At 62.8% G+C, this 22,321-nt stretch carries 21 protein-coding genes; 14 read left to right on the top strand and 7 right to left on the bottom strand.

Going from position 1 to position 22,321, the window contains the following annotated elements; translation table 11 throughout:
* Positions 1-62 precede the first annotated feature (62 nt).
* Positions 63-1,718: an MFS transporter gene (locus tag AC1TQG_RS23670; RefSeq protein ID WP_482140807.1), complete on the bottom strand. Its 1,656-nt coding sequence runs from the start codon at positions 1,716-1,718 to the stop codon at positions 63-65.
* Positions 1,719-1,914: 196 nt separating this feature from the next.
* Between AC1TQG_RS23670 and AC1TQG_RS23665 the strand changes: the two genes are divergently transcribed.
* On the top strand, positions 1,915-2,040 hold the full coding sequence (locus AC1TQG_RS23665; protein ID WP_482140806.1) for a hypothetical protein: 126 nt from the start codon (positions 1,915-1,917) through the stop codon (positions 2,038-2,040).
* Positions 2,041-2,061: 21 nt separating this feature from the next.
* On the opposite strand, the gene AC1TQG_RS23660 is transcribed toward AC1TQG_RS23665, so the two are convergent.
* Together AC1TQG_RS23660 and kstD are read right to left on the bottom strand one after the other, a co-directional pair.
* Positions 2,062-2,934, bottom strand: a complete 873-nt coding sequence (locus tag AC1TQG_RS23660) for a MaoC/PaaZ C-terminal domain-containing protein (RefSeq protein ID WP_482140804.1) — start codon at positions 2,932-2,934, stop codon at positions 2,062-2,064.
* Complete coding sequence (kstD, locus tag AC1TQG_RS23655) at positions 2,934-4,679, bottom strand: 3-oxosteroid 1-dehydrogenase (RefSeq protein WP_482140802.1); 1,746 nt, start codon at positions 4,677-4,679, stop codon at positions 2,934-2,936. The genes AC1TQG_RS23660 and kstD overlap by 1 nt, the downstream gene beginning before the upstream one ends.
* 165 nt (positions 4,680-4,844) lie before the next feature.
* On the opposite strand from kstD, the gene AC1TQG_RS23650 reads away from it, so the two are divergent.
* From AC1TQG_RS23650 to AC1TQG_RS23630, 5 genes are all read left to right on the top strand, one after another.
* Positions 4,845-5,633: a 2-keto-4-pentenoate hydratase gene (locus tag AC1TQG_RS23650; protein WP_482140800.1), complete on the top strand. Its 789-nt coding sequence runs from the start codon at positions 4,845-4,847 to the stop codon at positions 5,631-5,633.
* 60 nt (positions 5,634-5,693) lie between these two features.
* Positions 5,694-6,614 (top strand): acetaldehyde dehydrogenase (acetylating), encoded by a 921-nt coding sequence (locus AC1TQG_RS23645; RefSeq protein WP_482140798.1) that lies wholly within the window; start codon positions 5,694-5,696, stop codon positions 6,612-6,614.
* Positions 6,615-6,617: 3 nt separating this feature from the next.
* The gene (gene dmpG, locus AC1TQG_RS23640; RefSeq protein WP_482140796.1) at positions 6,618-7,679 is read left to right on the top strand and encodes a 4-hydroxy-2-oxovalerate aldolase; all 1,062 of its coding nucleotides are present in this window, start codon (positions 6,618-6,620) and stop codon (positions 7,677-7,679) included.
* A 110-nt stretch (positions 7,680-7,789) separates the two neighbouring features.
* Positions 7,790-8,971: a hypothetical protein gene (locus AC1TQG_RS23635; protein WP_482140794.1), complete on the top strand. Its 1,182-nt coding sequence runs from the start codon at positions 7,790-7,792 to the stop codon at positions 8,969-8,971.
* A gap of 129 nt (positions 8,972-9,100) precedes the next feature.
* Positions 9,101-10,138, top strand: coding sequence for a hypothetical protein (locus AC1TQG_RS23630; RefSeq protein ID WP_482140792.1), 1,038 nt, complete (start codon positions 9,101-9,103; stop codon positions 10,136-10,138).
* A 74-nt stretch (positions 10,139-10,212) separates the two neighbouring features.
* Here AC1TQG_RS23630 and AC1TQG_RS23625 read toward each other — a convergent pair whose 3' ends face one another.
* Entirely contained in the window at positions 10,213-10,569 is a 357-nt protein-coding gene (locus AC1TQG_RS23625) for a hypothetical protein (protein ID WP_482140790.1), read from the bottom strand.
* Between the two features lie 13 nt (positions 10,570-10,582).
* A complete protein-coding gene (locus tag AC1TQG_RS23620) occupies positions 10,583-11,767 on the bottom strand; it encodes a 3-ketosteroid-9-alpha-monooxygenase, oxygenase component (protein ID WP_482140788.1) in 1,185 nt (394 codons plus the stop codon).
* A gap of 227 nt (positions 11,768-11,994) precedes the next feature.
* On the opposite strand from AC1TQG_RS23620, the gene hsaA reads away from it, so the two are divergent.
* The 8 genes from hsaA to AC1TQG_RS23580 all read left to right on the top strand — a co-directional run bounded on the left by hsaA (position 11,995) and on the right by AC1TQG_RS23580 (position 20,194).
* Entirely contained in the window at positions 11,995-13,176 is a 1,182-nt protein-coding gene (gene hsaA, locus AC1TQG_RS23615; RefSeq protein ID WP_482140787.1) for a 3-hydroxy-9,10-secoandrosta-1,3,5(10)-triene-9,17-dione monooxygenase oxygenase subunit, read from the top strand.
* Between the two features lie 46 nt (positions 13,177-13,222).
* Positions 13,223-14,143, top strand: a complete 921-nt coding sequence (gene hsaC / locus AC1TQG_RS23610) for an iron-dependent extradiol dioxygenase HsaC (protein ID WP_482140785.1) — start codon at positions 13,223-13,225, stop codon at positions 14,141-14,143.
* Between the two features lies 1 nt (position 14,144).
* The gene (gene hsaB, locus AC1TQG_RS23605) at positions 14,145-14,753 is read left to right on the top strand and encodes a 3-hydroxy-9,10-secoandrosta-1,3,5(10)-triene-9,17-dione monooxygenase reductase subunit (protein WP_482140783.1); all 609 of its coding nucleotides are present in this window, start codon (positions 14,145-14,147) and stop codon (positions 14,751-14,753) included.
* A gap of 27 nt (positions 14,754-14,780) precedes the next feature.
* Entirely contained in the window at positions 14,781-15,968 is a 1,188-nt protein-coding gene (locus tag AC1TQG_RS23600; protein WP_482140781.1) for a hypothetical protein, read from the top strand.
* A complete protein-coding gene (locus AC1TQG_RS23595) occupies positions 15,965-16,774 on the top strand; it encodes an SDR family oxidoreductase (RefSeq protein WP_482140779.1) in 810 nt (269 codons plus the stop codon). The genes AC1TQG_RS23600 and AC1TQG_RS23595 overlap by 4 nt, the downstream gene beginning before the upstream one ends.
* A 9-nt stretch (positions 16,775-16,783) precedes the next feature.
* Positions 16,784-17,917, top strand: a complete 1,134-nt coding sequence (locus AC1TQG_RS23590; RefSeq protein ID WP_482140777.1) for a sulfotransferase family protein — start codon at positions 16,784-16,786, stop codon at positions 17,915-17,917.
* A 151-nt stretch (positions 17,918-18,068) separates the two neighbouring features.
* Positions 18,069-19,544 (top strand): MFS transporter, encoded by a 1,476-nt coding sequence (locus AC1TQG_RS23585; protein WP_482140775.1) that lies wholly within the window; start codon positions 18,069-18,071, stop codon positions 19,542-19,544.
* A gap of 8 nt (positions 19,545-19,552) precedes the next feature.
* Positions 19,553-20,194, top strand: a complete 642-nt coding sequence (locus tag AC1TQG_RS23580; protein WP_482140773.1) for a TetR/AcrR family transcriptional regulator — start codon at positions 19,553-19,555, stop codon at positions 20,192-20,194.
* A gap of 57 nt (positions 20,195-20,251) precedes the next feature.
* Here AC1TQG_RS23580 and AC1TQG_RS23575 read toward each other — a convergent pair whose 3' ends face one another.
* Both AC1TQG_RS23575 and AC1TQG_RS23570 read right to left on the bottom strand, forming a co-directional pair.
* Entirely contained in the window at positions 20,252-21,349 is a 1,098-nt protein-coding gene (locus AC1TQG_RS23575; RefSeq protein ID WP_482140772.1) for an acyl-CoA dehydrogenase family protein, read from the bottom strand.
* Complete coding sequence (locus AC1TQG_RS23570; RefSeq protein ID WP_482140770.1) at positions 21,346-22,320, bottom strand: acyl-CoA dehydrogenase family protein; 975 nt, start codon at positions 22,318-22,320, stop codon at positions 21,346-21,348. The genes AC1TQG_RS23575 and AC1TQG_RS23570 overlap by 4 nt, the downstream gene beginning before the upstream one ends.
* Position 22,321 lies beyond the last annotated feature (1 nt).

Here is a 22,321-nt window from a genome sequence, read left to right as displayed (position 1 = left end):
GCGGCAGCATCGAGCGGGCACGTTCACCGACATCTCCAGACGGTGCAACGCGTCTGCTGACGTCAGTCGCTGATGCCCGCTTTGGTTTTGGCGTCGGCACGCTCTGCCGCACCGTCGTCGATCTGTTTGGGCGTGAGGAAGACAAGGCCGATGGCCGTTGCCAGGCATACGCCGCCCAAGGCGAGGCATGAGGTGCCCATCGGTCCTTCGAAGGCCTCGATGGCGCCCTTGCTGATCCGCGCGGCGAGCTCCGGTTGGACGGGGGACAGTTGGCCTGCCACCTGAAGCGCTTCGGCAAGAGTGTTGGTGATGTGCTCGCTGATGGAGTCGGCAGCGGTCGCGGCCTCTTGTGCGCGATCCGTTTGCCCGGCGGCTTCGAGCTGTGTGGACAGTTGTTGCATCGATGCCTCGGCGTCGGCGGCAACCGGTTCGATGTTCCGGGTATACCCGGCGGCCAACAGGCTTCCGCCGACAGCGATTCCGATCGCTGAACCGAGCTCGCGGGCGGTGTCGTTCACCGCAGATCCGACGCCCTGATTGTCGGTGGGTGTGTTGATCATGATTGCGGTGGTCGACGGCGCCGTGGCGATACCCAATCCGATTGCCAGGATGATCATTGCGACGACGATGGTCTGATAGCTGTCCAGGTTGACGGCGCCGAGATAGATCGAACCGACGCCCATCGCGGCCATGCCGAACACCAGAATGGTCCGCAGACTCGTTCGGGTGGTGAGCCAGTTTCCGATCAGCGAGAACACCATCACCAGACCGACCATCGGCATCAGGGCGACTGCGGCTTTGAGCGGTGAGTATCCGAAGACCAACTGCAACTGCTGCAGTAGCACCAGGAAGATCCCGAAGACGACAAGGAACTGCACCGTGATGCTCAGTGTGCCTGCAGAGAATGCGCGGTTGTTGAACAGACGCACGTCGAGCAGCGGTTCCGGGTTCTTCCGCTGCCAGAACCAGAATGCCGCGATGAGCAGGAGACCGCCGATCAGCGCCAGCAGCGACAGCGGGTCGAGCCAGCCGCGATGCGGTGCCTCGATGAGGCCGTAGACGAGTAGTCCGATGCCGGAGGCCGAGGTGATCGACCCGATCCAGTCGAATCGGTGCGTGGTCGAGTCCTTGGACGTCGGGATCGTGCAGGCCAGCACCGCGGTGACGGCCGCTGAGATGCCGAACGTGACGAATATGGAGTGCCAACTGAAGAACTCGAGAAGCACACCGGTCACGAAAAAGCCTGCAATGCCGCCGGATCCACCAACGCCGGCCCAGATGCTCACGGCGAGATGGCGTTTGGATTCGGGTACGCCTGCGGTGATGACCGACAGTGTCGCCGGCATGACAAATGCCGCGCCCACGCCCGTCAGTGCACGGGCGGCGATGAACTGATCGGGATTGGACACCCAGATCGGGAGCAATGAGCCGATGGTGAAGACGACGAGCCCGCCGATCAGTACTTCGCGGCGGCCGTACCGGTCGCCGATGGCTCCGGCTGGAAGCAAGAGGGCGGCGATGGTGAGTGTGTAGCCGTCGATCAGCCAGGTCACCTGATTGGAGTTGGCGCCGACGGCCGGGGCGATGTCGGGAATCGCGGTGTTGAGGGAAGCCATCGCGGCGATGACCAGGCTCAGTGCAGCGCAGGCGACCACGATGAGCCAGATTGCGCGGAAGCCGAGCTTATCGCGCGTCGGGGTGCCCCCAGAAGAGTCCATTTATCCAATTTAGGCGAGTGAAACGTGTTCTATCCAGCTGTTCGTGTTGTGTAATCGTTATCACTATGATCGGTGTGGCTGACGTGCATCACCTGTCACGTGTGTCACATTTGTCCCGCTGGTAACACAACATTTCGATGTTGCTGGTGACGACCGACCCAGCCGGGCTGGCCATGTTCATTAGAGAGGGAATCCAATGGCCTCAACGCATGTCAACGACACACCCGTCATCAAACTACGTATCTGGCGAGTCCTCACACTGTTGGGCTCCTTGGCCGCGATTTTCGTCGGCCTGGTTGCCATCTTCATGAGTGCCGCCTGACCCCAGTTCGAGCAGGCTTCGTCAGTCCTCGTGACGAAACGTCGTCAGCACGACATCGCCCAGCGCGGGCGCGTCGTCGCGGTCGGCCACCGTCGCCCTGATGAGGAGGCGGGATCCGTCCTCCCACACCCTGATTCGTAGCGTCTCGCCAGGAAAGACGACTCCGGCGAACTTGGCGCCGAACCGTTCGACCCGATCCACCTCACCGTCGAGCAGTGTGTCCACAACAGCGCGGCACACCGTCCCGTAGGTGCACAGGCCGTGCAGGATCGGCCTCGGGAAACCTGATTTCTCGGCAAATTCCGGATCGGAATGCAGCGGATTGCGGTCGCCGCACAGCCGGTAGAGCAAGGCCTGCTGCGGAAGTGTCTTTGCCTCGATGACGTGATCTGGTTCGCGATCGGGGTAGACGACTTTCTCGGAATTGCCCCGTTCGCCACCGAAACCGCCCTCGCCCTTGGCGAAAATCGAGGAACGTGCGGTCCACAGGGGCTCTCCCGCATCGTCGACGGTGGTGAACTCCTCGATGATCACCGCAGCCGAACCCTTGTCCTGCAGTTCGATGATCCTGACCGTGGTGGTTGCCGATCCTGATGCGGGAATGGGCTTGTGCACCAGCACTTCCTGCGAACCGTGGACGACATTTGCGAGATCGATCTCGACGCCGGGCTTGGAGACCTTCGGTGGTTCTGTGTCATGGAAATGTGCGGCCACGGTCGCGAACGTCGGCAACACCTTCGGGTGGTTGTCGTCGAAATAGCGAAGTGCTGCGCGGTCCAGCGGATCGGCGCCTGCACCCACCCCGAGGTTGTAGAGCGCGACATCCGAGGCATTCCAGCTGTAGGACTCCTTCGAGACCACCGCGCCCAGCGCGATATCCGGATCGATCGCCATCAGCTTGCCTTCTCCTTCTTCACTCGATCCTGTTGTGCATGTGCGGCGATGTCGAGAGCGGCAAGGTAGCCGAAAACCATTGCCGGACCGATGGTTGCGCCGGGGCCCGCGTAAGTGTGGCCCATCACCGGTGCGCTGGTGTTACCCGCGGCGTACAAGCCGTCGATGGCAGAACCGTCCGTGCGAAGTGCGCGTCCGGCGGCGTCGGTGTTGATGCCGCCCTTGGTTCCGAGGTCGCCGGGCACCATCTTGACCGCGTAGAACGGACCCTTCTTGAGTGGGCCGAGGCTCGGATTCGGCTTGTTGGTGATGTCGCCGTAGTAGTGGTCGTACTTGCTGACCCCGCGGCCGTAGTCGTCGTCGATGCCCTTCACCGCGAACTCGTTGAACCGCTTGGTGGTTTGGGCAAGGCCATCGGCCGGTACGCCGATCTGCTCCGCGAGTGCCTCGATGCTGTCGGCCTTGGTGATCACACCCGACTTGAACCAGTTGCCGGGCAGCGGTTGCCGTCCGGACACCGAGGCGAACATGTACCGGTTGCGGTAGGTCTGGTCGAAAACCAGCCAACACGGCAGATTCTCTCCGGGGCCTTCACCCTGGCCGAACTCGCCACCGTACATCTGGTGCACCGCTTCGACATACGGCAGCGACTCGTTCATGAATCGCTGACCGCGGTCGTTGATCATCATGCTTCCCGGTAGCGCGCGCTCCGACAGGGCGAACCAGGGGCCGCGGGGGAGCGGGATGGTCGGGCCCCACCAGGCATCTTCCATAAAGCTCACGGCTGCACCGATTTTGAGCCCCGCATTGATGCCGTCACCGGTGTTGGATTCGGCGCCTGTGGTCCATTGGGATCCGATGGGCTGACGCTGGTACTTGTGCCGCATCTCGATGTTGTGCTCGAAACCACCGCAAGCCAGCACCACACCGTGGCGGGCATGGAGCGTGCGCCTTGTTCCGTCGGATTCGACCTCGATGCCGACGACCCGGTCGCCCTCGGTCACCAGGTCGACGAGTCCGGTGTTCAGCTGCAACGGAATTCCGGCCTGCCGGACACCGAGCAGCAATTCCGACATCAGGGCGGCGCCCATCGCGATCAGCTTCTTGCCGGTGAGTTTGGCCCAGGTGAACCGCATTCCGACCTTCATGAACCGGAGCGGGCCCTTCCAATGCCGCAGACCGGTGCTCAGCCAGCGGTAGTCCGACTGCATCACCACCACGTTCAACGGGGACTTCGTGTACGGCGGGTGAAGCGTCTTGAAGTCTTTGCCGAGTTTGCGTGAATCGAAGGGCCTGGGTTCGCAGGACCGTCCATGGACGCGCCCACCCGGTGCCTCCGGATAGTAGTCCGAGTAGTTCTTGACCCATTCGAGGTCGAGCGGCGAGTGCTCCATCAGGAATTCGAGCGCTTCGGGGCCTCTATCGATGTAGGCGTCGATCCGATCTGGTGCGACCACATCTCCGACGATCGATCGAACGTAGGTGCGGGCGGCCTCGCGGTCGTCCTTCACGCCGTCGCGCTTCAGGAGTCGGTTGTCCGGAATCCACACGCCACCGCCCGAGCGGGACGTCGACCCACCCCAATAGGCGGATTTCTCGACGATGATCGTGCTCAGACCGTGTGCCGCGGCGGTGATGGCGGCGCTCATGCCCGCACCGCCGGCGCCGACAACGATCACGTCATACGTTTCGTCCCCCGGATTCGGCACGCTGCCGTCACCTCGTCCGCTTTCCGGACCACTCATGATTCGCCCCTTCGCGCATCGCCGACTTCCACCCGCAAGGTAGAACACGTTATAAACTGCCTCAAGAGGCAGGCTATACCAGCCCGGAATGGGTTGGCGAGGCCTTCAGAGGGTCAAAACCGAAACACGTTCTATTTCGCTCGAACTCCAGAAGTGAGGCAAGTGGTGACGATCTCCGACCGGCTGCGCCAGCAGATCGCCGACGATTTGGCGGACGCCGAGCTGCATGCTGCCGCCATCGATCCACCGGCCGCGGCGTACCCGGATCTCGACGTGACCGATGCATACGAGATCCAGCTGATCAACATTCGGAAGCGGCTGGCCGCCGGTGCCACGATCGCCGGGCACAAGGTGGGGCTGGCGTCCGAGGCGATGCAAAAGATGATGGGGGTCGACGAGCCCGACTACGGACATCTGCTCGACGTGATGCAGTACCACGAGCACACGCCGATCGACGCGACGAAGTTCTGCTACCCCCGTGTCGAGGTGGAGGTGGGGTTCATCCTCGGAGAAGATCTGCCCGGCGCCGGATGCACCAATGAAGACGTGATCGCGGCGGTGGAATGGGTGGTTCCCTCCATCGAGCTCATCGACAGCCGGATCCGGGACTGGAAGATCTCCCTACCCGACACCATCGCCGACAACGCCTCCTCCTGCGGCTGGGTACTCGGTGAGCAGCGGGTTCGGATTGCAGATATCGACACCGGCAACATCGACGCCACCCTGCACCGCAACGGCGAGCTGATCGCCGAAGGCAATTCCAGTGCGGTCCTCGGGCATCCGCTCAACGCGGTGTCGTGGCTGGCCAGGAAGGTCGAGAGTTTTGGGGTCAGATTGCGCAAGGGTGATGTGATCTTGCCCGGAACCGCGACCCGTGCGATCGATATTCGTTCCGGGGATCACTTTGTTGCCGACTTTGTCGGGTTAGGAAGTGTGACTTTGGATTTCAGCTAGAAAGATGCGACATCGCCGATTGATTTTCGCCACCGACACAGTCCAACGTTAGGAGTACACGTGGCTGACAAGATCACCGCCGCAATCATCGGATCGGGCAATATCGGCACCGATCTCATGTACAAACTCGCACGCTCAGAGGTCATCTCACCCAGGTGGATGGTGGGTATCGACGCCGAGTCCGAAGGCATGAAACGGGCCGCCGACCATGGGCTGATCACGATGTCGGGAGGCGCCGACGAACTACTGGCGTCGGCCGAGAAGCCGGACCTCATCTTCGAGGCCACGTCTGCGTACGTGCACCGCGAGTACGCGCCCAAGTACGAGGCCGCCGGCATCACCGCCATCGACCTGACGCCCGCGGCGGTGGGACCCGCGGTGGTGCCGCCTGCCAACCTGCGCGAGCATCTCGATGCACCGAACACGAACATGATCACCTGCGGCGGACAGGCCACCATCCCGATGGTGCACGCCGTCTCGTCGGTGGTCCCGGTGGTCTACGCGGAGATCGTCGCGTCGGTGTCGTCGAAGTCGGCAGGCCCGGGTACCCGCGCCAACATCGACGAGTTCACCAAGACCACCTCCCGCGGCATCGAGACGATAGGTGGTGCCGAACGCGGCAAGGCCATCATCATCCTCAACCCCGCCGATCCGCCGATGATCATGCGTGACACCATCTTCTGTGCCATCCCCGAAGACGCCGACATCGACGCGATCGCCGAGGCGATTCACAAGCGGGAGAAGGAGATCCAGGAGTACGTGCCGGGATATCGGCTGCTGCAGGATCCCCAGTTCGATGCGCCGAGTGTCGGCAACGGCGGGATGGCCCGCGTGTCGATCTTCGTCGAGGTCGAAGGTGCCGGCGACTTCCTGCCCCCGTACGCCGGGAACCTCGACATCATGACCGCCGCCGCCACCAAGGTCGGCGAAGAGATCGCGAAACTGAAACTGGCCGCAGCACAGAAAAAGGTAGGGGTCTGAGTAATGTTCGGTATCAACGATCCTCGTAAGTACAGCGACACCCTCGACATCCGCATCACGGACTCGTCCTTGCGTGACGGCAGCCACCACAAGCGGCACCAGTTCACCGAGCAGGAGGTCCGCGACATCGTCGGCGCTCTCGACGGCGCCGGGGTCCCGGTCATCGAGGTGACGCACGGTGATGGTCTCGGCGGTTCTTCCTTCAACTACGGTTTCTCGAAAACACCGGAGCAGCAACTGATCAGGGCCGCGGTGGAGACGGCGAAGTCCGCCAAGATCGCATTCCTGATGCTGCCTGGCCTGGGCATCAAGGACGACATCCGCGCCGCGCAGGACAACGGTGCACAGATCTGCCGGATCGCCACCCATTGCACCGAGGCCGATGTGTCGATTCAGCACTTCGGCCTCGCCCGTGAGCTCGGTCTGGAGACCGTCGGCTTCCTGATGATGTCGCACAGTCAGCCACCGGAAGTGCTTGCCAAGCAGGCACGGATCATGGCCGACGCCGGTTGCCAGTGTGTCTACGTGGTCGATTCGGCAGGCGCCCTGGTGCTCGAACAGGTGTCGGATCGGGTCTCGGCGCTGCGAGCAGAGCTCGGCGAAGACGCGCAGATCGGATTCCACGGACACGAGAATCTCGACATCGCGGTGGCCAATTCAATTGCGGCCGTGAGGGCAGGCGCTCAGCAGATCGACGGTTCGGTGCGCCGTTTCGGTGCGGGCGCGGGCAACACCCCGGTGGAAGCATTTGTCGGGGTGTGCGACAAACTCGGAATCACCACCGGTATCGACTTCATGAAGATCGCGGATGCCGCGCAGGACGTCGTCCGGCCTGTTATGCCCACTGAATGCCTGGTCGATCGTCCGGCGATGATGATGGGCTACGCCGGTTGCTACAGCTCCTTCCTCAAGCACGCTGAAGGGCATGCCGACAAGTACGGCGTCAGTGCCGCCGACATCCTGATCGAGGCCGGAAGCCGCAAACTCGTGGGCGGCCAGGAAGACCAGCTGATCGATATAGCCCTGGAACTCAAGAAGAAGCAGGACGCCAACGCCGGAATCTGACCGAAGGGCGCGCTGATCAGCATTGTCGGCGGGCTTGCGGGTTACGATCTGTCCGAATTGGCGACTCCGGCGTGGGTCGGCTGCAGTGCGAGCTGATCACGAGGGCGCAGATGACGTACGACCGGACACGTGCAGATGTCGGTGGAAGGGCGTCGTCGGCGCCTCGTCCTCGATCGGCACCGGTCGAGGTGGGGCAGACGCGTGGACGCGCTGCGAAAGGCCGGCAACCGAGTGACGGTGGGTTGTTCGCGGCACGTTCGAGCGACTGGCGCCTGCGGGTTCTGGGCGTCGCGCTTGCGGCTGCCGGATCGCTGATGGTGGTCTTCAGCTTCTTCACCTGGACGGCTGCCTCGGACGATGGCCTCAGCATTTCCGTGACCGGCATGGGCTCGGTGACGCTCGAGATCTCTGACGTCCGGGCCCAGACGCTGGGCGAGGCGACCGAGGTGGCTGCCGAACTGGATAAACGGAGCAATTCGCCCGGCATCGTCACCGCAGGCCTCGGAGCGCTGCTTGTTGTGTCGGGGGCGATGTTGTTGGTCAACCGTTACCCCGGGATCGGGGCTCTGGCAGGTGCCGTGCCGGCACTGATCGGATTGTTCATGTCCCTTGAATATCTGTTCGCCCCTGGCACTGCGGTACTCGACGGCACCGGGGATGCCGGGATCGGTTTTGCCGCACTCGGACTCTGGTTGGTGACGCTCGGTGCGTCTGTGGCAGTGGTGGTGTCGTGTTCTGCCGTTGTTGTCGCGATGCGCGGCACGCGACGGCCGCTCGTGCGCAAGACATCTGACGGCGCAGACAGATCGGCTCGTCGGGACTCGACGAAATCGCCTGTGCACGCGGGTCCTCGCGCCGCCGCACCCCGCTACCGCGACGACGGATTGGCTGCTCCGCGCCCGAACAACAACTCCGGGTCGGCCGCTCCGCGTCCGAACCACAACTCCGGGTCGGCCGCTCCGCGTCCGAACAACGGCCCTCGACCGGAACCCGGCTATCGGGCCCGCCCGACAAGTTCGACAGACCGGATGGGCCGTCGTCCGTCCGAGGGCCACCTGTCGCACCCAGGGGCCGAGACGTACCGCTCGTCGCAGGCGTCCAGCCCGCGCTACCGTCCGAACCAGCGTGCGTCCCAAGATGATTCGCGAGGGTTTCCCCCGGTTCGGCACCCGGTTCCGAATCCGGGAGTCGATCGTGGGCTGCCGCCGATCCGGCGCAGTCGACAGTCACCGCCACCGCCGCCGGGTCGCCGCCCGCCCCCGGATCCCCGAGAGCCGACAACCAAGTCCTGACACCTTGCGACATTTCGGGAAATTGCATGACCCTTTAACGATCTGTCGTGGAGCGTTACGATCAGTATTCGCGTCTTCGCATATTTGTGCCCGCGAGCCGGCGGGCGGACGACAGATCAGGGGTACACCATGACGTACGGACCGCCACCCGGAAACAGCGGTGGATATCCACCCAACGAACCCGGCGGGCAGCCGAATCAGGGGCAGCCAGGGGGCTACCAACCCGGCGGGCATCAGTCGCCGCAGCAGCCGGGTCACCAGCCACCGTTTGGAGCTCCGGCGGGTCAGAAGTCCTCGACGACTGCGTTGCTGGCACCGTCGTCCAGTAACCCGACCCTGAAGTTCGCCGGTGTCGCACTGGTGGTTGCAGGGGTGGCGATGGTGGTGTTCAGCTTCTTCAGCTGGGCATCGCAGGATCTGGCCGACGGTGGGATCTCCATCACCGGAACCGGTTCGGTGTCAATCGATGCCGGTGGCAGCGATGCCAGCTCGGGCCAGATCGAAGAGGCCGAAGCCCGAGCCGAGAACGACACGAGTGCCCCGGGCCTCTACACCATGATTGTCGGTGTGCTTGTTGTCGGCGCAGGCGCTGCGCTGATCGTGAACCTATTCCCCGGGATTGCGGCGGTCGCAGGTGCCGTGCTCGGGTTGATAGCGGTAATCATGGCTTTGATCTTCATCTCCGACCCGGGTACCGCTGTGATCAGCGGTAACGCCGGTGATACATCCGAAGTCAGTGCCGGATGGGGGTTGTGGCTGGTCACCGTCGGCGCATTTGTCGCGCTTGTTGTTGCCGGCCTTGCCACCTACCTCGCGCTGACCGCCAAGCCCGTCAGGTCTGAGGGCCCCGGTCATGGTCAGCCTCAGCCGGGTTACGGTCCGCCGCAGCAGCCCGGCGGATATGGTCCGCCGCCGCAACAGGGTTACGCGCCGCGGCAGCCCGGTGAATACGGTTCGCCGCAGCAGCCCGGTGGATACGGTCCGCCGCAACAACAGGGTTACGGCCCGCCGCAGCAGCCCGGCGGATACGCTCCGCCGCAACAAGGTTACGGTCAGCCGCAGAACTCCGGTCAACATCCTGTTGAGAATCCGAACCAGACTCCCGAAGGTCAGAACCCGTACCCGAATCCCGAAGGTCAGCAACCGGGACCAGACGAGCAGCAGTAACCCTTCCGAACCATCCGAAAACGCCATCCCCGCAATCAGATTGCGGGGATGGCGTTTGGTTTTCCGGGGTGGAGTCAGTAATACCCGTCGGGGTCGACGTCGGGTGACTCCTTGGCGACGATGCCCTCGCTGACGCCGTGATCGATACTCGCGGATAGTCGCGGGCAGGTCGGGTGCATCGCCGGGTTGCCGCCCTTGGCGCGAATCGCCTCGAGTTCAGGGCATTGTTCGCGTGCCTGCGCGGTCCATTGCACGCTGGTGTGATGGGGGCTGTACTTCTTCACCAGCACGTGAGCATGGCATGTGCGGCACTCGATTTCGGTCAGGCCGCCGCGTAGGTAGTGCTCCTTGTCGCGGGACGTGTCGGCGCGGACTGCAGCCCTGCGTTCCGGATCGGTGAAATCCGGAGCTTTGGACCAGTTCGCACTCATGACCGATCGAACATCAGGTCGCCGATACCGAATCTGCGGCATCCTGGTCGGCGGCAGTTGATCCCGCCGACTCGCGCTCTGCCTTCAGTCGCAGATTCTCTTCGACTTCGAGATTCCAGTTCTCGACAGCCTTGGTGGTATCGATCTCGTACTCGTAGCGCTGGGTCATCTCTTCGGTGACATCGGCATTGTCGACGTAGAACTGTTCGTACCAGCGGCGCAACTGGTAGACCGGACCGTCTTCTTCGACGAGCAAGGGATTGTCGATACGGCTCTTGTGTTTCCAGATCTCGACGTCCTGCAGAAAGCCGACCTCGATGCCCGCGGTGATCTTGGCAGCCATCTTGCTCGCCTGCTCGGAGGTGAGACCCTCGGGAATCTTGGCGATCACGCCGTACATCAGCACGAACGAATTGTTGTCGATCGGGTAGTGGCAGTTGGTCAGGATCGTCTCGATGGCGTAACCGCCGTAGTACTGCACCATCGGATTCAACATGTAAGCCGGACCGTAGTACGCGGCAATGGATTCGAGCTTGGTGTCGCCGTACGCGGTCATGATGTCGACATCCGGACGGCCATGCGAGTTCATGTACTGTGCTGCGGTCTCACCCTCGAAGACGTTCTTGAAGTAGTCCGGCAACGAGTAGTGCACGTAGAAGAAGTGCGCCATGTCGACGACGTTGTCGATGATCTCGCGGCAGTTCGAACCTTCGATGACCACCTTGTTCCAGGTCCAGCCGGTCCACTCGTCGCTGTTCAATTCGTCGAGTTCGGGAATGACGACGGCGTCTGGTGGCGGATTGCCCTCGGGGTCGTTGTAGACGAAAATCTGTCCGTTACGGATCATGCCCGGCCAGGAACGCGTCTTGGCGAGCTTGGGCGCGCGTTTTGCATAGGGCACGCCGGCGCAGCGGCCGTTGCCCTTCCATCGCCAGTCATGGAACGGGCAAGCGACATTGCCGTCCTTGATCGATCCCTGCGACAGGTCGCCGCCCATGTGCCTGCAGTATGCGTCGAGGATCTTCAGTTCACCTTCGGATACCCAGACCACCAGCTTGGTGCCGAAGACCTGAACCGAATGCGGGTTTCCGTCGTCGTAATCGGACAGCAGACCCAGGCAGTGCCAGCCCCTAGCAAAGCGGGTCGGTGGGGTTCCGGTGTCGATTTCGCGGATCGCGCCGCCATCGATGTCGGTCATCTGCTGCTCCCTCGTACTTTTGCTTGCCCACCCTGTCTGTATCCACAGGCTTCTCGCGCTTAAGCGCAGGCGCTTAGTAGAACATGTTACAAAAAAGTGCGGTTCGATGCCAGGGGAATTGGCGAAACGGTGCAGGAAAGCAAGGTAAACGCGCAGTACTCGACATAAATGAGAACGTGTTCTAGTCTCGTTTGAGTAGACGTGGAACGACAGCGAGGAGTTGCTCGATGAGTGACGGCAGGCACGCAGGGGCAGAGGTACTGGAAAAGATCAGTGCCCTGCTACCCGAGATCGCGCAACGCGCACAAGAAGCAGAGGATCTGCGCCAGATCCCGGATGAGACGATCGCATCGCTGGTCGACATCGGCTTCTTCAAGCTGTTGCAGCCCGAACAGTGGGGTGGCTATCAGGCCGATCCGGTGACTTTCTACGAGGCTGTGCGCCGTCTCGGGTCCGCGTGTGGATCCACCGGATGGGTCGCGGGCATCATCGGAGTCCACAACTGGCATCTGGCGCTGTACCCGCAGCAGGCGCAAGAAGACGTCTGGGGTCAGGACCCTTCGGTCCGGATCTCGTCGTCGTATGCGCCGATGGGTATGGGCGAGGTCGTCGAGGGTGGCTACAAGGTCAACGGGTCCTGGGCGTGGTCGTCCGGATCGGGCCACGCCAGCTGGGTGGTGCTCGGTGGACCGGTGATCAAGAGCGGCAAGCCGGTCGACTTTGTCAGCTTCCTGATCCCGCGATCCGACTACGAGATCCGGGACGTCTGGAATGTGGTGGGACTCAAGGGCACCGGCTCGAACACGATCGACGTCAAGGATGTCTTCGTGCCGAACCACCGGATGCTCAGCTTCCGGGCGATGAGTACCGGGGCGGCCCCTGGCCTGGAGCAGAACACCGCGCCGGTATACAAGATGCCTTGGGGAACAATCCATCCCAGTACCATTTCGGCCCCGATCGTCGGGATGGCCTACGGTGCCTATGAAGCGCACGTCGAACATCAGGGCAAGCGGGTCCGGGCCGCGTATGCGGGGGAGAAGGCCAAGGACGATCCGTTCGCCAAAGTCCGGATCGCCGAGGCGGCCAGTGATATCGACGCGGCGTGGACGCAGCTTTCGGGCAACCTGCAGGCCGAGTACAACCTACTGGTGGCCGGCGAAGATGTTCCGATGGAGTTGCGGCTGAAGGCCCGTCGCGATCAGGTGCGGGCCACCGGTCGGTCCATCGCCTCGATCGACAGGCTCTTCGAGAACTCGGGTGCGCACGCACTCGATCTCGGCACACCCATCCAGCGGTTCTGGCGCGATGCCCATGCCGGACGCGTGCACGCCGCCAACGATGCCGAAAGGGCCTACGTCGCGTTCGGAAACGGCGAGTTCGGCATCCCGATCGGCGACACGATGGTCTGATGAGCCACCCACATTCGGCAACTCTCGCACAAGGAGCAGATCGACGATGACGCAAGATTTCGGCCCCGTTCGTTCGCTGGGGTACATGCGTATCGAGGCCACGGACGTGGCCGCCTGGCGTGACTACGGACTCAAGGTCCTCGGCATGTCGGAGGGCAGCGGGCTCACCGAAGGTGCGGTGTACCTGCGGATGGACGACTTCCCGGCACGGCTGGTGATCGTACCGGGTGATCGCGACCACCTGGCCAGTTCCGGCTGGGAGTGCGCCAATGCTGCTGCATTGCAGGATGTTCGGGATCGGCTGTCGGCGGCGGGTGTGATATTCCGGGAGGCAAAGGACTTCGAACTCGCCGACCGTCAGGTGGTTGAGATGATCGTCTTCTCCGATCCGTCGGGCAACGTACTCGAAGCGTTTCATGGTGTGGCACTGCAACACCGCCGGGTCGTGAGTCCGTACGGGCACAAGTTCGTCACCGGCGAACAGGGCCTGGGTCACGTGGTGCTCACCACCGACGACGACAACGCATCGCTCGAGTTCTATCGGGACGTACTCGGCTTCCGGCTGCGCGACTCGATGCGGTTGCCCGCAGAGATCGCAGGCCGTGAACCGGGTAGCCCGCCGGTGTGGCTGCGGTTCTTCGGCTGCAACCCGCGCCATCACAGCCTGGCGTTCTTGCCCTTCCCGAATGACACCGGGATCGTGCACCTGATGATCGAGGTGGAGAACACCGACGACGTGGGCTTGGCGCACGACCGGGCCCTTCGCAAGAAGGTGCCCATGTCGGCAACGCTCGGCCGTCATGTCAACGATCTGATGTACTCGTTCTACATGAAGACCCCGGGTGGTTTCGACATCGAATTCGGTTGTGAGGGGCGCCAGGTCGACGATCACGACTGGGTTGCTCGGGAGAGTACCGCCGTCAGTCTGTGGGGCCACGATTTCTCCATCGGATTCAAGAACGCCTGATATGGCTGGAGACGAAGCCGAAGGCGGAGCTCGATCGATTTTGCGTCACCCACGAGGTACCGACGATTTCGATGCGCGGCAGTTCCGGACCGCCATGGGGCAGTTCTGTACCGGCGTCACGGTGATCACCACGGTGACGGACGACGGCACACCGGTAGGTTTCGCGTGCCAGTCCTTTGCCGCGTTGTCGCTTGATCCGCCGCTGGTGCTGTTCTGTCCGATGAAGACGTCGCGCAGCTGGAAGGCCATCGAGCAGAGCAAGAAATTCTGCGTCAATGTCCTCTCGAACAGTCAGCAGGCCGTCAGCGCCGCGTTCGGTGCGCCCGGCGACGACAAGTTCGCCGGTATCGAATGGGAGCCGTCGCCCCTGGGGCTACCGGTCATCAGGCATTCGTTGTCGTGGGTGGATTGCACACTCGACCGTGTCGACGACGGCGGCGACCACTACATCGCGATCGGGCGGGTGCAGACTTTGGGAGAAGTGCTGCAGGACAAGCCCTTGTTGTTCTACCGTGGCGGATACCTGTCCACGGAGCACCCGCGGGTCACGCCCGCGCAGGCCGAGCTGGAGAACTTCCTGACCTGGAACGGTGGCGACACCTGGTTGTAGGTGTCCGGGTTTTCTCAAAGGAGAGAGATGACACAACCTTTCGCCCCCGACGTGACGGGTCCCTTCAGGGAGGCGATCACCGAGGCCGAAAAGCTGATTGCCGGAGCCGAATTCATTCGGAATGAGCAGGATCTGGCCGAAGGGTTCGACTATCTGTCAGGCAGTATCAAGGCAAGCCTGCAGATGGCCTGGGCGCATGCGAAGAGTCATCCATTTCTGGTCACGTCCACCGGTCCCTACGCGAAGATGGGCCTCGACAATCCGGATACGCTGTACTACCACGCCAATGTGGTGCCTGATGCCGAGTATGTGATCACCGGAACGCGCGGTGACACAGTGGATCTGAGCTTCCAGGTCCTCAAGGGCGATTACACCTCGGCCAACGTTCCCGGCGGAGACGACGCTTTTGATGACCGGCGCCTGCAGATCGAGCCTGACGGTTCATTCGAATTGCGCTTCGGGCCACCGAAAGCCGATCCCGGCCCCAACTACTTTGTCCTCGGTGAGGGATCGTCGATGCTGGCGGTCCGTGAGGTGTACAACCGCTGGGATCAGCGCAAAGGGTCCATCCGGATCGAACGGGTCGACTCCGTCGGTACCGCACCGGACGAACCCGGACTGGCGCAGATCAAGCGCCGCTATGAGATCGCGGGCAAGATGTTGTTGTCGCGGATCAACACCTGGTTCAACTTTCCCAAGTGGTTTTACCTCGACCTCCCCGTCAACACGCTCACCGAGCCTCGGCTCACCCCTGGCGGACTGAGCACTCAGTTCTCATCGGTGGGACACTACGAACTCGCCGATGACGAGGCCATGCTCATCACCGTGCCGAAATCTGATGCGCCGTATCAAGGATTTCAGCTCGGCAGTATGTGGTACATCTCGCTCGACTATGTCAATCATCAGACCAGCCTGAATGCCGCGCAGGCGCAGGTCGACCCCGACGGCATGATCCGGCTTGTCGTGAGCGCGAAGAGTCCGGGTGTGGCGAATTGGATCGAGACGACCGGGCGGCAGCGGGGGATCGCGCAGTTCCGGTGGCAGCGGGTCAGCCGGACACTGACGGCTTCCGACGGTCCGTCGGTGGCGATCATCGACATCGCCGATGTGCCTGCGCATCTGCCGTATCACGAATCGAACGTCGTGACGGACGAGCAATGGCGAGAACGGATCGCAGAGCGCCAGCGAGGGTTTGGACAAAGGATGCTCGGATGACAACTTCTGGAATGGCCACTGCGGGAACCGGATTGCTGGACGGCAAGGTTGTTGTCGTGGGTGGTGTCGGACCGGGGTTGGGCCGATCGATCTGCCTGCAGGCGGCCGCGGCAGGCGCCAGGGTTGTCCTCGCGGCCCGCACGGCGTCGCGACTCGAGGAGATCGCGAACGAGATCACCGCGTCCGGTGGGGTCACCTTGCAGGTTCCGACGGACATCACCGATGATGACGCGGTCACCGGTCTCGTCGACGCGACCGTCTCCGAGTTCGGAAAAGTCGATGTGCTCGTCAACAACGCATTCGCGCTGCCATCGATGAAACCGTTGGCCCGCACCGACTTCGATCACATCCGGGCCAGCCTGGATCTGACGATCCTGGGCGGGCTGAGAATGACCAAGGCGTTCACCGACGAACTCGAGAAGACCTCGGGGTCGGTGGTGATGATCAACTCGATGGTCATCCGTCATTCCGAGCCCCGATACGGCAGCTACAAGCTGGCCAAATCGGCGCTGCTGGCGATGTCTCAGACGCTGGCCACGGAACTGGGTGACAAGGGCATCCGGGTCAACACCGTCGCACCGGGTTACATCTGGGACGACCAGCTGAAATGGTATTTCGGTGAGGTCGCGAAGAAGTACGGCATCACCCCGGAGCAGGTCTATGAGCAGACTGCGTCGAAGTCTGATCTCAAAAGGCTCCCTGAACCTGATGAGATCGCCCGGGCCGCAGTATTTTTGGCGTCCGATTGGGCCAGTGCGATCACCGGCCAGACGCTCGATGTCAATTGCGGCGAGTACCACGTGTAGGGAGTTGTTGTGACCACGAGAACTGATGTCGGAACTGTCGAAGATCTCAAGGCTTCGGCGACCAAGGCCTGTGGTCTCGATGACTTCGGTGAGGACGACTACACCGAGGCGCTCGGGGTGCTGCTCGAATCGTATGTCCGCGACGCCGGGCTGACCGAGCTCGGGAGCAAGATGAATCGGTTCTTCCTGCGCGGAGCACTGGTCGCCCGGCTGCTCAGTGAGGCATCGTGGAAGGCGAACCCGCAGTACAGCTCTGTCGTCGTGGACCGGCCGATCTTCGTGACCGGACTGCCGCGTACCGGCACCACCGCGCTGCATCGGATGCTGACCGCCGATCCGGGTCATCAGGGACTCGAGATGTGGCTCGCCGAGTTCCCGCAACCGCGACCCCCGCGCGAGGGCTGGGAGTCGAATCCGGTTTTCCAGCAGATCCAGTCGGGCCTCGAGCAGCACCACGTTGAGAATCCTGAGTTCATGGGCCTGCACTACATGAGCGCCTCCGACGTGGAGGAATGCTGGCAGTTGCTCCGGCAGACGATGAAGTCGATCTCGTATGAGTCGTTGGCATATCTGCCGACGTATTCACAATGGCTGCAGCAGCAGGACTGGATCAACGCCTACGCCAGGCACAAGAAGAACTTGCAGTTGGTCGGTGTGAACGAGCCCGAGCATCGATGGATCCTGAAGAATCCCAGCCACTTGTTCGCGCTCGACGAATTGATGGCGGTCTATCCCGACGCACTCATCATCCAGACGCACCGGCCGCCGGCGACGATCATCCCGTCGATGTGCAGTCTGGCCGACGCTGCCGGGGACGGCTGGTCGACCGTGTTCAAGGGCGAGTTGATCGGCAAGACCCAGTTGGAGTTGTGGTCGCGCGGGTTGCGCCAGTTCAACACTGCCCGCGCCAAATACGATCCGGCCCAATTCATCGATGTCGACTTCCGCGATTTCCGAACAGATCCGCTGGGAACGATGGAGGACATTTATCGGACATTCGGGCTGGACTTCAGCGATGAGGCGTCTGCGGCGATGCGAGCCCTTGACGAAGAAAGTCAGTCCGGTGACCGTCGGCCGGTGCACAAGTATTCGCTGGCGGACTACGGCCTGACCGAGGGCGAGGTCAACGCCGCTTTCGCCTGACCACACCCCTCGAACGGGCCCATTTGATTCCTGAGGGTGTCCATTTGTGATCCTTTGATTTGATGTTATGCGGAGCGACGTCTCCGCTTCGGGTGCTAGATTCATTCCAGTATCCGGAGTGCCGTCTCCGCTTTTGTCTTCAGGAGAATGAATGGAAACCGCACCCGCCCGGGCGCATCATCAAGTGACTTTTGCCGTCCTCACCGTCGGAGTATCGGCTTTCGCCCTCCTGCAATCGCTGGTGATGCCGGTCCTGCCGACCGTCGAGGCGGCGTTGGGAACCAACCAGACCGATGTCACGTGGGTGCTGACGGCCTACCTGCTGTCGGCATCGATCTTCACACCGATCCTGGGTCGACTCGGTGACATGCACGGCAAGAAGCGCATGTTCGTGATCGCGATGGTCGCGTTGGCGCTCGGATCGCTCCTGGCCGCGATGGCCACTTCGTTGTCGATGATGATCATTGCGCGGGCCATTCAGGGGATCGGCGGCGGAGTCCTGCCCCTGGCCTTCGGCATCATCCGTGACGAGTTCCCCAAAGAGAAGGTGCCCGGAGCGGTTGGTCTGATCGCTGCACTGGTGTCCGTCGGGGCCGGCATCGGTATCGTGCTGGCCGGTCCGATCGTCGACCTCCTCGGCTACCACTGGCTCTTCTGGATTCCACTGATCATCACCAGCCTCGCCGGTGTGGCGGCATTCTTCCTGATACCGGAATCGCCGATCCGGTCGGCCGGAAAGATCAACTGGTTCACCGCGTTTTTGTTGTCCGCATGGCTTGTTGCGCTTCTGCTCGCCGTGAGTCAGGCGCCCTCGTGGGGTTGGGGATCGGCGAAGGTGATCGGCATGCTGGTGGCCGCGGCCGCTGTGCTGGCCGGTTGGATCATCGCCGAATCCCGCTCATCGAATCCGCTGATCGACATGACGATGATGCGAATCCGCAGTGTGTGGGCTGCGAACCTGATTGCACTGCTGATGGGCATCGGGATGTACGCCGGACTCGGCTTCTTGCCGCAGTTCCTGCAGGCACCCAGCTCGGCAGGGTATGGATTCGGTGCGACCGTCACGGAATCGGGATTGATGTTGCTGCCCAACGCGGTCGGCATGTTTACCGTCGGGCTCTTCTCGGGCCGTCTGGCAGCTCGTTTCGGCTCCAAGAATCTTCTGATCGTCGGATCGCTGATCAGCGCGACGTCCTACTTCATGATCGCCTTTCTTCATTCGGCCGAAATCGACATCTACGTGGCGATGGCCGTCAACGGGATCGGGTTCGGGCTGGCCTTTGCGGCGATGTCGAATGTTGTTGTCGCCGCTGTGCCGCCGCACCAAACCGGCGTCGCCAGCGGAATGAATGCGAACATCCGCACCATCGGCGGATCGTTGGGCGCGGCATTCATGGCCAGCGTTGTCGCTGCGGGCGCATCGTCGGCGGGCGTCCCGACCGAATCCGGTTACACGAACGGATTTGTCATGCTGGGGATCGCAGGCGGTCTGGCGGCTGTTGCCGCGCTGTTCATCCCGGCGGTGAAGCGAAACAAGACGACCCATCTCGAAGACACTGCCGAACTCTCGCATCCCGAGCTTGCAATGGTTGCCGGCGGTACTCTGGCGGGCGACAAATCCGAGTGAGGTCCGATGTGAGTGTTCGTGAGGCATCCGGCGGTGACAAAGTGCTCAGGCGCGACGCTGCCGAGAACAGACAACGGTTGCTGGACGCGGCGGCAACCGTCTTCAGCGAACGCGGCCTCGACGCGAGCGTCGACGAGATCGCACGGGTTGCCGGAGTCGGAACCGGCACGCTATATCGCCGGTTTCCCACCAAGGATGCACTGATCAGCGAACTCGTTCGGCAGCTGTTGAGCGATCTGGTCGCGATCGCCACCAAGGCCCTCGACGTGACCGACGGCTCGGGTCTCGAACAGGTCATGTACGGGACCGGCGAGATCCAGGCATCGCACAGGGGTTGCATCTCGCGCATGTGGAACGACGACGAGACCACGGCGCTCAAGAACGAGTACCGGCGGATCGCATCGGAGCTCCTGGCATCGGCGAAAGAACACGGACGTATCCGCGAGGACGCCGCAGAGTCGGACGTGGACGTCATCTTCTGGGCGCTGCGTGGAGTCATCGAAACCACCAGGGGCGTCAGCGATACCGCGTGGCGGCGGCACCTTGCGCTTGCCATCGCCGGCCTACGTCCCGGCGCCGAGCAGATCGTCGAGCCGCCGATGGACGAGCAGCACGTTCAACGCGCCAAGGTGCGTCTACAGTCCCGCTGACCGGGCCCCTGACGACCGCTGGTCGCAAGAGCTCGGTCGGCGGTAACGGCAGGGAGTTCAGAGGCCGGCTGCGGTGGCCAAACGAGGTAGTGACTCATGCGGCAGACCGAAGAGTTGGGCACTGCCGTGTGCTCGCTTGAAGTAGAGATGGGCATCGTGTTCCCACGTGATGCCGATCCCGCCGTGTAGCTGGATGGTCTCGCCTGCGATGTGTGAGAACGCATCCGAGCAGTACACGCGCGCCGCGGCGGCCAGGTCGAGGGCTTCGTCGGAACCGGATGAGAGTGCATCGACAGCTGCGTATGAGATCGAATGTGCGATCTCGGTGAGCGCATACATGTCGGCCATCCGGTGCTTCAGCGCCTGGAACGATCCGATGACACGTCCGAACTGCTTGCGGGACTTGGTGTATTCCACCGTCAGATCGAGCGCTGCGCGTGAAGCGCCGACCTGTTCGGCACTCAGTGCGACGTATGCGATCGCGCGCAGCCTGTCCACCAGATCAGCCGGTGTAGGAATGGCGGTCGAGTCGACGTCGTCAAAGGTGATGCTGGTCAACGGTCGAGTGGGATCCATCGTCGGGCGCGGCGAACGGCTGATGCCGTCCGCGGTGGCATCGACGACATGCAGGGTGACGACGCTGCCGCTGCGGGCCAAAACCACCAGGACGTCGGCTGTTTCACCGTCGAGTACATAGTGGGCAGCGCCGGACAAGATACCGGCGCTTGCCTCGACGCCCGGCCGATTCCATCCGTCGGCATCGGCCCAGCACAGTGCCGCAGTCTTCTCGCCGGACGCGAGGGCGGGGAGTGTGGCGGCGCAGGCGTCGGTGTCCGCACTGAGGAGCAGGGCCTGGGTGGCCAGAACCGCCGAGCCGAGCATCGGAACCGGAGACAGTGTGCGACCGAGTTCTTCGAGCACCACATGGGTCTCGGTCAGTGAGGCACCGATACCGTCGAATTCTTCGGGGATCGACAGTGCGGCGACGCCGATCTGCTCACAGAGTGTGGTCCACAGCGCCCGATCGGTTCGGCCTTCGGATTCCATCGCCGACCGTACCGCGGCGGAATCACCGCTTCGCCGGAGCAGGCTCGCTACCGAATCACGCAGTGCTGCCTGTTCTTCGGTGTCGACACCGGGGGAGTAGATGCTCATGCGGTGATCGCCTCCAGTACCCGCGCGCGATGAACGGCCGGAGTACCCCAGGCCGTGATCAGCGCTCGCGTTTTGGTGAGATACAACGACAGGTCGTGTTCCTGGGTGTAACCGATCGCGCCGAGGACCTGCAGTCCGATCCGCGAAGCGAGGTAGGCCGCTTGCCCGGCAGCAACTTTCGCCGCCGAGACATCCCGAGAGGCGAACTGCGGATCGGGAACCTGACCGTCCAGCGACAGCGCGGCACCGTGGATCAGCGGTCGGGCCATCTCCACTGCAACAGCGACATTGGCCAGGTGGTGTTTGACCGCCTGGAACGAGCCGATCTCCCGGCCGAACTGCTTGCGGGTCTTGGCATACTCGCCGGTGAGTTCGAGCATCGTATCGGCCAACCCGATCAGCTGGGCGGCAGTGGCCAGAGCGCCGAAGTCGAAGCCGCGACCGGGATCGACCGGACCGATTGCCGTATCGACGTCCACGGACGAGAGTGTGCGCGCGAGATCGACCGACGGCCTTGGGTTGCTGGCGACGCCGGTGCTGAGAATGCCGTCGCCGACCACGTAGACCTGCCCGGCGATCGCGGCATCGACCGCGTACGGCACCAGCGGAGGAAAGGCGACGGTGGCGAGTTCACCTTCGGCCAAGGCTGCCAACCGGTCGACGGCGCCGGCATCAGCCAGCAGAATCGGCACGGCAGCAATGGTTTCGGCAACGGGTCCGGGTACGGCATGGCGGCCGAGTTGCTGCGCCGCGACGACCATCTCGACGGCGCCTGCGCCGATACCACCGTGTTCGTCACCGATGAGCAGGGCATTGACACCGGTCTCGGCCAGCTTGGACCACACGACCTCGCCGGGCTTGGTGTCGCCGTCATTCCACGAGCGGATGACGCCGGGAAGATCGGCCTTGGCCAGCATCGAGTCGATGGATGCGGCCAGGTCGTGGTGCTCTTCTTCGAGGAGGAACCTCATG

Source organism: Williamsia sp. Y844 (genome assembly GCF_056786475.1).
The sequence above is the reverse complement of the archived record's forward strand: the minus strand, read 5'-3'. Positions and strand labels throughout refer to the sequence as shown.